This is a genomic window from Flavobacterium aurantiibacter, assembly GCF_002251775.1.
Taxonomy (GTDB): domain Bacteria; phylum Bacteroidota; class Bacteroidia; order Flavobacteriales; family Flavobacteriaceae; genus Flavobacterium; species Flavobacterium aurantiibacter.
This window is the reverse complement of the sequence record NZ_NOXX01000056.1, coordinates 1-3,880: the sequence shown is the minus strand read 5'-3', so window position 1 is coordinate 3,880 and position 3,880 is coordinate 1. Positions and strand designations below refer to the sequence as shown.

General features: G+C 41.8%; 4 protein-coding genes. All 4 read left to right on the top strand.

Annotation, left to right across the window (positions count from 1 at the left end; all coding sequences use genetic code 11):
* Positions 1-221 precede the first annotated feature (221 nt).
* The 4 genes from def to CHX27_RS00645 all read left to right on the top strand — a co-directional run bounded on the left by def (position 222) and on the right by CHX27_RS00645 (position 3,670).
* Positions 222-806, top strand: a complete 585-nt coding sequence (def, locus tag CHX27_RS00660; protein ID WP_094484860.1) for a peptide deformylase — start codon at positions 222-224, stop codon at positions 804-806.
* Between the two features lie 59 nt (positions 807-865).
* On the top strand, positions 866-1,291 hold the full coding sequence (locus CHX27_RS00655; protein WP_094484859.1) for a DUF5606 family protein: 426 nt from the start codon (positions 866-868) through the stop codon (positions 1,289-1,291).
* 166 nt (positions 1,292-1,457) lie between these two features.
* Positions 1,458-2,234, top strand: coding sequence for a nucleoside triphosphate pyrophosphohydrolase (mazG, locus tag CHX27_RS00650; protein ID WP_094484858.1), 777 nt, complete (start codon positions 1,458-1,460; stop codon positions 2,232-2,234).
* Positions 2,234-3,670 (top strand): APC family permease, encoded by a 1,437-nt coding sequence (locus CHX27_RS00645; RefSeq protein ID WP_094484857.1) that lies wholly within the window; start codon positions 2,234-2,236, stop codon positions 3,668-3,670. The genes mazG and CHX27_RS00645 overlap by 1 nt, the downstream gene beginning before the upstream one ends.
* Positions 3,671-3,880 lie beyond the last annotated feature (210 nt).

The following is a 3,880-nucleotide window of genomic DNA, read 5'->3' as shown; positions in this document are numbered from 1 at the left end:
CGTGGTAAACTACCACTTATCTGACAGTACGGAAGTTCGTTGGAAGGATTTTACGGTTTTTCCGTAAATTTTGATTTATTTTTCTCGTTGATCCGCTTTTATTGAACGGTAGTTTTTTACGCAAATTCATAAACGCTTTTAACAGTACGACGAACTATGCTAGTACTAGCAAAACCAGTCGAATTCACTACCTTTACCGTCGAAAAAGCAAGAGAATTACCATGATATTACCAATAGTTGCTTACGGAGATCCTGTTTTACGCGAAGTAGCAGAACCATTAGATGCCAGCTATCCGCATCTCAAAGAACTGATTCAGAACATGTTCGATACCATGTATAATGCATACGGAGTTGGATTAGCCGCGCCGCAAATCGGTATTTCAAAGCGACTATTCGTAATCGATGCTGCTCCTTTTGCCGACGATGAAGCTAAGTCTCCAGAAGAACGAAAGTTTTTAAGCACGTTTAAACGCGTATTTATTAACCCACAAATCATTGAAGAAACCGGCGAACTTTGGGAATTTAACGAAGGTTGCTTGTCGATTCCCGATGTGCGTGAAAACGTGTGGCGTCATCCCGATATTACTGTGACTTTTCAAGACGAAAATTTTGTGTTGCAAACCGAACGTTTCACCGGACTAGCAGCGCGAGTTATTCAACACGAGTACGATCACATCGAAGGAATTCTTTTTACCGATCGTGTAACGGGATTGCGCAAACAATTGATTAAGAATAAATTGGAAAACATACGCACAGGAAAGACTCGTCCAGAGTACCGAATGCGTTATGCCAAACTCAAAAAGTAAGACAAAGCCAACCTTGAAATTCGATAATCCGTTTATATTTGCCACTCAAATTTTTAAAAATGAACTTAGAAAAAATATTAGCCATATCAGGAAAACCAGGATTATTCGCACTAAAAATGCAAACTCGTAGCGGATTCGTTGCCGAATCGCTTACCGATGGAAAAAAAGTTACTGTAGGTTTGCGCAATAACGTAAGCTTATTATCGGAAATTTCGGTTTATACCGACAGTAAAGAAAAACCGCTTAAAGAAATCTTTGAAGCGATTGTTGCTAAAGAAAATGGTGGACCGGCACCTTCGCATAAAGAATCGGAGTCTGTTTTGGTTGCATATTTTGCAGAAATCGTTCCAGATTACGACCGCGAGCGCGTGTATCTTTCAGACATTAAAAAAGTTTTTAACTGGTATAATATTTTACAAGCAAAAGGTTTAACATCCGCAGAAGAAACTTCGTCAGAATCAACTGAAGAAACTGCTGCCGAGTAAATTAAAAAATAATTGGTCCGAGGAATCTCGTTGTCCAAAGCAACGAGATTTTTTATTTACAGATCAGCTACCAATCATTATCTCTAAAATAAACGTCAATTTTCCACAAAAGTGACTTTCGCACGATACTTCAGCAAGATTTCATACTTTTAGCAAAATTGCAGGTATGAATTCGGTTGCCGACAAACTAAAGTCATTTGAACGCTTATTAACAATCATGGATGAGCTGCGTGCCGGCTGTCCGTGGGATCAAAAACAAACCTTCGAGTCGCTTCGGCATCTTACCATCGAAGAGACTTATGAATTAGGTGATGCCATTCTCAATCGGGATCTTACTGAAATCAAAAAAGAGTTAGGCGATTTACTCTTGCACATTGTTTTCTATTCAAAAATAGGAAGTGAAGAGCAGGCCTTTGATATTGCAGATGTATGCAATGAAATTTGCGACAAGCTTATTCATCGGCATCCGCATATTTACGGTGATGTTCAGGTGGCAAACGAGGAAGAGGTCAAACAAAATTGGGAAAAGTTAAAACTGAAAGAAGGGAAAAAATCGGTTTTAGAAGGTGTGCCGAAATCGCTTCCCGCATTGGTAAAGGCATCGCGCATTCAAGATAAAGCAAAAGGTGTCGGATTTGATTGGGAAAAACCCGAGCAAGTTTGGGAAAAAGTGCAAGAAGAGCTTGCCGAATTACAACAAGAAGTACATCGAGGTGATCAGGCGAAAATGGAAGCCGAATTTGGTGACGTTCTTTTTTCGATGATTAACTACGCACGTTTCTTAAACATCAATCCCGAAGATGCGCTCGAACGCACAAACAAAAAATTTATTCACCGTTTTCAACATCTGGAGCGTCGCGCTGCTGAGACAGGGAAGTCGCTTAGCGAAATGACGCTCGCAGAAATGGATGTATATTGGAACGAAGCTAAAAATACGCATTAATGGCAGAACAATTAAAACGCAGTTTAGGATTACTTGATGCAACCAGTATCGTTGCAGGCTCCATGATTGGTAGCGGAATCTTTATCGTTACCTCGGCGATGGCTCGCGATGTGGGTTCGGCGGGATACATCGTTTTACTGTGGGTACTGACCGGATTTTTAACGATGACAGCCGCTTTATCCTACGGAGAACTCGCTGGAATGATGCCAACTGCGGGCGGTCAGTTTGTTTATATTCAGCGCGCATACGGAAAGCTAACGGCTTTTTTATACGGATGGACTGTCTTTACCGTAATCCAAACCGGCGTTATTGCTGCTGTGGCCGTTGCTTTTGCAAAATATACGGCGGTTTTCTTCCCGCAGCTCGACGAAACACTGCTCGACACCGGACTTTTTATCCTTAACGGAAAAACGTTTTTAGCAATGTTCACGATTGTTTTGCTAACCTTCGTAAACAATCGAGGTGTTGAAAACGGAAAGTGGATACAACTCATATTTACTTCTGCCAAATTAGTAGCCTTGTTCGGATTAATTGCTTGCGGCTTGTATTTTGGAACACAAACCGACGTGCTTTCGCAGAATTTTGAAAATATGTGGGAAGCCAAGAAATCGGTTGTGAATCCAGACGGTACTTTGAGCATCACCGATTTAAGTGGTTTTGCGCTTTTAGGCGCTGCTGGTGCAACCATTATTAATTCGCTTTTTTCGAGCGATGCCTGGAACAACGTTACGTTTATTGCCGCCGAAATTAAAGATCCGAAGAAAAATATTCCACGCAGTTTATTTCTTGGAACTACCATCGTTACTGTCATTTATGTTTTGGCGAATGTGGCATATTTGGCACTGCTTCCTTTATCTGGCGTCCCCGACGCACAAACGGTAACAGGTGCTGGAATTCAGTTTGCTGCCGAAGATCGGGTAGGAGCTGCTGCTGCTAGTGTGGTACTCGGAAATAGCGGTGTATTTTTAATGGCTGCACTGATTATGATATCGACGTTTGGTTGCAACAGCGGTTTGATTTTAGCCGGCGGACGCTTGTTTTATGCGATGGCAAAAGAACGTCTGTTTTTTAATAAAGCCGCTGAATTAAACGAAAATCAGGTGCCGGCAAAAGCGTTGTGGTTTCAATGTTTGTGGGCTTGTGTATTGTGTTTATCCGGGAAATACGGCGATTTACTCACGTACGCTACTTTTGCTTCGCTGCTTTTTTATATTCTGACTATTGCAGGCATTTTCGTTTTACGACGTATAGAGCCACATACCGAACGTCCGTACAAAGCGTTTGGATATCCGGTAATTCCTGCGCTTTATATGGCTTGTACGCTGCTGATTTGCATTATTTTGTTGGTTCAAGACACACTTAATACCGGACTTGGGTTACTCATCGTTGCCTTAGGGATTCCCGTTTATTATGTAGCTAAATTGAATAAAGAGTAGGGGAAAAGCTAGTTTCGATGGTTATGGGAAAGAAGTTAGGCCCGATAGTTATCGGGATAGTTCCGATTGCTATCGGAATCGCGACGTTCACCATTTAACGTATCGTTTTTCCCGCCCGAACCCACTTATCATGGGAGCCTTAGCCTGTCGAATGCCGCTTTCAGATCTTTTTTATTTGGGCAGCATTTCCGGCTTTCGGCTGTATCTTTT